Below are 7281 nucleotides of genomic sequence, written 5' to 3'. Positions count from 1 at the left end.
ACCAGACCGTCGCGCTAATCTTAAAAGCGCCACCGCCTAACCTCTCTCCGAAGTGCCCCAGTCTTCCCTGGGCGCCATCCCGTCTTTCCGGTCCGTCAGCAGCGTCTCCGCCGCGCCCCGTAGCGCCTCAGCGCCGCCGGTGAAGGGGGTTCTAAGGTCAGATCCAAATACCCGCAACCCCTTTTTTGCAAAACTGTCATTTTTTCAGCGAGCCTTCGCAAAATCCCTTATTTTTATAGGCTTATAGAATTCCCGCCAAACCGAGAAACCAAGGGAGCGCGGGGTTTGGGCGGCACGTAGAAGCGAAAACCGGTGGAATCGCCCCAATACCGCAGGGACTCAGGCTCGACTCAACCGGGGACTCCGCAAGCGCAACAGCAGCAAGAGGATGATTCCACCCAGATAGAGCAACGGTTCGATCTGGAATCCCTTGACCAAGAGCACATAATGAACCGCCGCCAGCAGCGCCGCAGGGTACGCGAGCCGGTGAAGACGGCGCCAATTGGCCCCAAGCCGACGAATAGAGGCGGCATTCGAGGTGATCGCCAAAGGGATCAGCAGCGCAAAAGCCGCCATGCCAATCGTAATATAGGGACGCTTGAGGATGTCGGCGAGGATCTGCGAGGGGATCTGCACGTCCAGCACCAGCCAGACCAGCAGATGACACACCACATAGGCAAAGCACAGCAGGCCCAGCGCCCGGCGGTGCTTGAGAAGGTTCAGCCCGACATGACGGCGCAGCGGGGTTACCGCCAGGCTCGCAACAAAGAACTGAAGCGCCAGTTCGCCGTAGCGATGTTCAAGCGATTTGACCGGATCCACCCCGAGGCCGCCGGTCAGCGCCTGTGACATCAGCCAGACCGCCGGAATCGCGCCACAAAGGTAGACCAGCCAGGACGGTATCCGGCGCAGTGCGCTATTCACCCAGGTGAGGTCCATCAGTAGTTCTTTGTCAGATCCATCCCGGCATAGAGGGAGGCGACCTCCTCCTCATAGCCGTTGAACATCAAGGTCGGCTCGCGACGGGCAAACAGGCCGCCACCGATGCGGCGTTCCGTGGCCTGACTCCAGCGCGGGTGATCCACCGTCGGGTTCACATTACTGTAGAACCCGTATTCCCGCGCGTTGGCCATATTCCAGCTGGTTGGCGGCTCCTGATCGGTGAGGGTGATCTTGACGATGGATTTGATCGATTTGAAGCCATATTTCCACGGCACCACCAAACGCAGCGGCGCGCCATTCTGGTTCGGCAGCGGCTTGCCAAAGATTCCGGTCGCCATGATGGTCAGCGGATGCATGGCCTCGTCCAGGCGCAGCCCTTCGCGATAGGGCCAGTCCAGCACCGGATAGCGGGTACCCGGCATCTCATCCCGGCGCAGCAATGTCTCGAAGGCGACGTATTTGGCGCCGGCCTGCACCCCGGCAAGAGCCAGAAGATCCGACAGCTCAAACCCCTGCCAGGGGATCACCATCGACCAGGCCTCGACACAGCGAAAGCGATAGATCCGCTCTTCCAGCGTCATCTCCGACAGGATCTGTTCAAACCCGTAGCTGCCGGGGCGATCCACCAGACCGTCGATCTCCACCGACCAGGGCGAGGTGGTCAGCTGACCGGCATATTCGGAGGGATCGGTCTTGCCGGTGCCGAACTCATAATAGTTGTTGTAGGAGGTGACCTCCTCCCATGTGTTGGGCTCCAGCGGTGACGCCTCAGCCTGCGCCATGCCGCCGCCAATGGCCCCAAGCCCGACCCCGCCCAGACCGGCGAGGATCTTGCGTCGGTTCCAGAATAGCGGCTCCGGCGTGATGTCCTTGTGGGTCAGGTCGTTCTGCCAGCGATGGGCCATATAGGTGCTCCCTTCAAATCATGCTGTCCTTGGACTATCGCCTCACCCTAAGTGAGTAAAAACATATTGCCTCACTTCTGCGCGACAGGACTGTAACGTGGGGGATTTTGTTCAGGGAGCCAGGGGCCGTCACTCAGGGCGCGGAATATGGCCCTGGGCGGCTTTTCTTCGCCGCTGCCCTCCGCTATCCAGCTGGCATGACACGCATTTACCTTGCAGGCCCCGACGTTTTTCACCCCGACGCGCTGAACCTTGGCGCGGCGAAAAAGGCATTGTGCCGGGACTATGGCCTTGTTGGCGTGTTCCCGCTGGACAAACAGGCCGCGCTTGATGGGTTGTCCGCCACCGAACAGGGGCTTGCGATCGCCGACAAGGACCTCGGCCTGTTGCGCAGCTGCGATATCGCGCTGGTGAACCTCACGCCCTATCCGCAGCTGACCATGGATCCGGGCAGCGCGGTCGAGCTTGGCATGATGGCGGGGCTGGGGCGGCTGGTCTGGGGCTACACCACCACCGCCGAAGCGGTTGAGACCCGGCTCGCCCCGGTGCACCCCGAGGGCTGGCTGGCGGAGCGCTTTGGCCTCGTCGACAATCTGATGATCGAAGGCACCATCCGCCAGAGCGGCGGTCAGGTGATCCGCCCGGAGACCACGCTGCCGTTTGAGGACCTGTCCTGCTTTGAAGCCTGCCTCAAGGCGCTGGCTGCGCATTTGGCCACCTAACCACATGCCATCTGGCCAGATAGAATAAAGGGGAGCCGGCAGGCTCCCCTTTGTGTTTCATCATGTGATGTTGCGGCGGGCTTAATGCACCACGGCATCATCCGGGAGCGGGCGATCCGTGGTGCCCAGACGCTCTCCGATGATCAGCCCCTCGGCACCGGCGGTCACCGGCACCGTTTCGCCGTCCTTGATCTCGCCCGCCAGCAGAGCCTCGGCCAGCGGGTTTTGCAGCGCGCGCTGGATGACCCGCTTCAACGGACGTGCGCCGAACACCGGATCATAGCCCTCATTGGCGAGCCATGCCTTGGCCTCCGCGTCCAGCTCCAGCGTGATCTTGCGCTGCGCCAGACGTTTGACGAGCCGCTTGATCTGGATCTCGACGATGCCGCCCATATCCTGACGCCCAAGCCGGTCAAAGATCACCGTCTCATCGAGGCGGTTCAGGAACTCGGGGCGGAAATGCGCCCGCACCGCATCCATCACATCGCGTTTGGCCTCTGCCGCATCGGCCCCGTCGGGCAGCTGGCTCAGCGCCTGTGCGCCGAGGTTCGAGGTCAGGATGATCAGCGTCTGCTTGAAGTCCACGGTGCGGCCCTGACCATCGGTCAGCACGCCGTCGTCAAGCACCTGCAACAGCACGTTGAACACATCCGGGTGCGCCTTTTCGACCTCGTCGAACAGCACCACCTGATAGGGGCGTCGCCGCACGGCCTCGGTCAGCACACCGCCCTCGTCGTAGCCGACATAGCCCGGAGGCGCGCCGATGAGACGGGCGACCGCGTGTTTCTCCATGAACTCCGACATATCCACGCGCACCATGGCGCTGTCGTCGTCAAACAGGAACTCGGCCACCGCCTTGGTGAGCTCGGTCTTGCCGACGCCGGTCGGCCCGAGGAACAGGAACGAGCCCAGCGGGCGGTTCTCGTCATTCAGGCCCGCGCGCGCCCGGCGCACTGCATTGGCAACCGAGGTCACCGCCGCGTTCTGACCGATCACCCGCTTGTGCAGCCCGTCTTCCATCCGCAGCAGCTTCTCGCGCTCGCCTTCCAGCATCTTGGAGGTCGGAATACCGGTCCAGCGTTCAACCACCGCCGCGATCTGCTCGGGGCGCACGGCCTCTTCGACCATCAGCCCTTCCTGCTCCTTCTGCTCGGCCTCGGAGAGCTGTTTTTCCAGCCCCGGAATGACGCCATAGGACAGCTCACCCGCCTTGGCGAGATTGCCCTCGCGCTTGGCGATGTCCAGCTCGGCGCGCGCCTTGTCGAGTTGCTCTTTCAGGTCACGAGCAGAGGCCAGCTTGTCACGCTCGGCCTGCCACTGCGCCGTCATCTCGGCAGAGCGTTCTTGCAGGTCGGCAAGCTCCTTCTGAAGCTGCTCCAGACGGTCCTTGGACGCGGTGTCATCCTCGCGCTTCAGCGCTTCTTCCTCGATCTGCATTTGCAGGATCTGACGGTCCAGCGCATCCAGCTCTTCGGGTTTGGAGTCCACCTCCATCCGCAGACGCGAGGCTGCCTCGTCCATCAGGTCGATCGCCTTGTCGGGCAAGAACCGGTCGGTGATATAGCGGTGCGACAGGGTGGCCGCCGCGACCAGAGCCGCATCGGCGATGCGTACCCCGTGGTGCAGCTCGTATTTTTCCTTGATGCCCCGCAGGATGGAGATCGTGTCCTCGACCGTCGGCTCGCTGACCATGACCGGCTGGAAGCGACGCGCCAAAGCGGCGTCCTTTTCCACGTATTTCCGGTATTCATCCAGCGTTGTGGCCCCGATACAGTGCAGTTCGCCCCGCGCCAGTGCCGGTTTGATCAGGTTGGCCGCATCCATGGCCCCATCCGATTTACCGGCCCCAACCAGCGTGTGCATCTCGTCGATGAACAGGATGACCTCGCCCGCCGCGGCGGTGACCTCGTTCAGAATGCCTTTCAGACGTTCCTCAAACTCGCCGCGATATTTCGCGCCTGCGATCAAGGCCCCCATATCAAGCGCCAGCAGGCGTTTGTTTTTCAGGGATTCGGGCACGTCGCCATTGATGATCCGCAGAGCCATGCCCTCGGCAATCGCGGTTTTACCCACGCCCGGCTCCCCGATCAGCACCGGGTTGTTCTTGGTCCGGCGCGACAGCACCTGCATGGCGCGGCGGATTTCCTCGTCGCGGCCGATAATCGGGTCAATCTTGCCCTCGCTGGCGCGCTCGGTCAGGTCGAGCGTGTATTTTTTCAGCGCCTCATAGGTGTCCTCGGCCGTGGCCGTATCTGCGGTGCGCCCCTGACGAATGTCATTGATCGCCTCATTGAGCTTTTGCGCGGTGACATCGCCAGCCTCCAGCGCGTCCTTGGCCTTGGATTTGACCAGCGCCAATGCGGTCAGCATGCGCTCCACGGGGACAAAGCTGTCGCCCGCCTTTTCCGCAACCTTGGCGGCCTCGTCCAGAACCTTGGCGGTCTGCCCGTCGAGATAGATCTGCCCGGCATCGCCAGAGACCTTCGGCAGTTTGCCGATGGCGGTCTCGACGGCGTCGGTCACGCGCTTCAGATCCCCACCCGCACGGGTGATGAGATTGGCAGCCATGCCCTGGTCGTCGTCCAGCAATGCCTTGAGAATATGTTCCGGCGTCAGCCGTTGATGCCCTTCACGCAGGGCAATGGTCTGGGCCGCCTGCACAAAACCGCGCGCCCGCTCAGTGAACTTGTTCAAGTCCATCAGTCTCTCCTCTTATCAAGCGCCCCTCGCTTGACCCCGCCTGCTTGGCAGCACAGGGTCGGTGTGGGCCTCGGATCTAGATGTGGGAACTCCGCCCGCATCTTCAAGAGCAAGACTACCACATCAGGGTTGAGAAACCTTGACCCCGATCAAATCCGCGATTGCCAGCATACAATCCATATGTTGAGCGCGCCCGACGGCGAGGGTAGGCAAAAGATGCCGCCGCCCGAGGAGAGCCTCAGCATGCTTCTGTCCCGCAAGACCCTGCCCTTTTTGCTGCTGTTGATCACCAGCACCCTGTGCAGCGCGATGATCGTGCCCTTCATGGGCTATTTCATCGTCGAGGGGCTGGGCCGCGCGCCCTGGGCGATCAGCCTCTATGCGGCCATGGCGACCTTGCTGACCATCGGCGTCAACCGGGTGTTTTCCGCGCGTCTGGATCGCGGGCAAAGCGCCTTTGCGCTGATTGGGCTGGCCGGTGGCGGATATCTCTGCGCCACCCTCGCGCTCAGCCTCTATCCGGCCTTTGCAACCTTGCTCAGCATCGGCGTTCTCGGCTTTGGGCTCAGCTCCAGCGCCACCTCGACGCTGTTTTCGCTGGGCCACGGGGTGGCCGAAACCGCCGGGCTGAAATCGCAGAGCTTCAACGCGATCATGCGCGCCACCACCTCGACCGCCTGGATGATGGGGCCCGCGCTCAGCTTCTTTGTCGCCGATCAGCTTGGCCCCAATGCGGTGTTTCGCGTCGCGCTGGGGCTGGCGGTAGTCTGGCTGCTGCTCTGGCCGCAGGTGATCCCCCGCGCCGCCCGCCTGCCGACCAAAGACACGCCCGCCGATGCGCCCGCTCAAACACCGCGCGGGCTCTGGCTGGCGGCCTCGGTCTGTTTCTGCCTCTCGCTGGGCCATAGCCTGACCTTCACCGCCCTGCCGCTGTTCTATGTGCAAGAGGTCGGCCTGCCCACCTACGCCCCCGGCACCGCCTTCTCGATGAAAACCTTTGTCGAGATCTTTGCGATTCTCGCCACCCCTTGGCTGATCGCCCGCTTCGGCTTGCGCGCCTTGCTGATGTGTATCGCGCTGCTGGCCGCCGGCACGATACAACTGCTGGCCCGGGTGCAGAGCTTTGATCAGATGCTGCTCGGCGCCGCGCTGGAGGGGCTGTATTACGGGCTCTACGCCAGCGTCGGCCTCAGCTTCATCCAGAGTTTTGCCAATGGCAGAATGGCGCATGCCACCGCAACTTATTGGAATACCCTGATGATCTCCGGCCTGATTGCCGGGCCGCTCACCGGGTTGATCGCGCAGTATTACAGCTTTGGCCTGGTGGTTCAGATCGCCTCCGTCGGCGGGCTCTGCGGCTTTGTGCTGCTGGTGCTGACCCGGCGACAGGGCCAGGCGCAAGCCGTCTGACACGCCCTGCATTGCCCCTTTTCCGCCTGCGCCATTGCCAGTAGGAAGGCGCAACCCCTTTGCCACGCCGGAGAGAGACCCAATGACCAAAGCCGATGACCGCCTGATCGTTGCCATGGATGTGCCCAATGCCGTTGCCGGGCTGGAGCTTGCCTCCCAGCTGGGCGATACGGTGTCCTTCTACAAAATCGGCCTCGGCATGCTGACCGGTGGCGGGCTGGCGCTGGCCAATGAGCTGAAACAGGAACAGGGCAAGCGCATCTTCCTCGACATGAAGCTCTTTGACATCGGGGCCACGGTGGAAAACGCGGTCCGCGGGCTGGCGCAGTTCGATCTCGATTTCCTGACGGTTCATGGCGACCCCTATGTGGTGCGCGCCGCCAAGGAGGGCGCCTCCGGTAAGGATATGAAGATCCTCGCGGTGACCATCCTGACCTCGCTGGACCGCGATGACCTCGATGGGGCGCTGATCAAAGCGGGCGATATCCGCGATCTGGTGCAGGAACGCGCGGGCAAGGCCCTCGCCGCCGGTGCCGATGGTGTCATCGCCAGCCCGCAGGAGGCCGCGCTGATCCGCGCCCTGCCCGAGGCCGAAGGCAAGC

At 62.9% G+C, this 7281-nt stretch carries 6 protein-coding genes; 3 read left to right on the top strand and 3 right to left on the bottom strand.

Going from position 1 to position 7281, the window contains the following annotated elements; genetic code table 11:
* Positions 1 to 339: 339 nt before the first annotated feature.
* Together msrQ and msrP are read right to left on the bottom strand one after the other, a co-directional pair.
* Positions 340 to 939 (bottom strand): protein-methionine-sulfoxide reductase heme-binding subunit MsrQ, encoded by a 600-nt coding sequence (gene msrQ, locus HCZ87_RS18840; protein WP_167646337.1) that lies wholly within the window; start codon positions 937 to 939, stop codon positions 340 to 342.
* Positions 939 to 1847 (bottom strand): protein-methionine-sulfoxide reductase catalytic subunit MsrP, encoded by a 909-nt coding sequence (msrP, locus tag HCZ87_RS18835; RefSeq protein WP_167646335.1) that lies wholly within the window; start codon positions 1845 to 1847, stop codon positions 939 to 941. The genes msrQ and msrP overlap by 1 nt, the downstream gene beginning before the upstream one ends.
* A 197-nt stretch (positions 1848 to 2044) precedes the next feature.
* On the opposite strand from msrP, the gene HCZ87_RS18830 reads away from it, so the two are divergent.
* Positions 2045 to 2569, top strand: a complete 525-nt coding sequence (locus HCZ87_RS18830; RefSeq protein ID WP_167646333.1) for a nucleoside 2-deoxyribosyltransferase — start codon at positions 2045 to 2047, stop codon at positions 2567 to 2569.
* An 81-nt stretch (positions 2570 to 2650) separates the two neighbouring features.
* Here HCZ87_RS18830 and clpB read toward each other — a convergent pair whose 3' ends face one another.
* Entirely contained in the window at positions 2651 to 5269 is a 2619-nt protein-coding gene (clpB, locus tag HCZ87_RS18825; protein ID WP_167646330.1) for an ATP-dependent chaperone ClpB, read from the bottom strand.
* 243 nt (positions 5270 to 5512) lie between these two features.
* Here clpB and HCZ87_RS18820 point away from each other — a divergent pair, with 243 nt between their 5' ends.
* Both HCZ87_RS18820 and pyrF read left to right on the top strand, forming a co-directional pair.
* Positions 5513 to 6679: an MFS transporter gene (locus HCZ87_RS18820; RefSeq protein WP_167646329.1), complete on the top strand. Its 1167-nt coding sequence runs from the start codon at positions 5513 to 5515 to the stop codon at positions 6677 to 6679.
* Positions 6680 to 6761: 82 nt separating this feature from the next.
* Positions 6762 to 7281, top strand: a 520-nt coding sequence (gene pyrF, locus HCZ87_RS18815; RefSeq protein WP_167646326.1) for an orotidine-5'-phosphate decarboxylase, incomplete at its 3' end; no start/stop codon positions are given.

Origin of the sequence: Phaeobacter sp. HF9A (assembly GCF_011806385.1) — a bacterium.
GTDB lineage: Bacteria > Pseudomonadota > Alphaproteobacteria > Rhodobacterales > Rhodobacteraceae > Epibacterium.
This window is presented reverse-complemented; position numbering and strand designations above follow the sequence as displayed.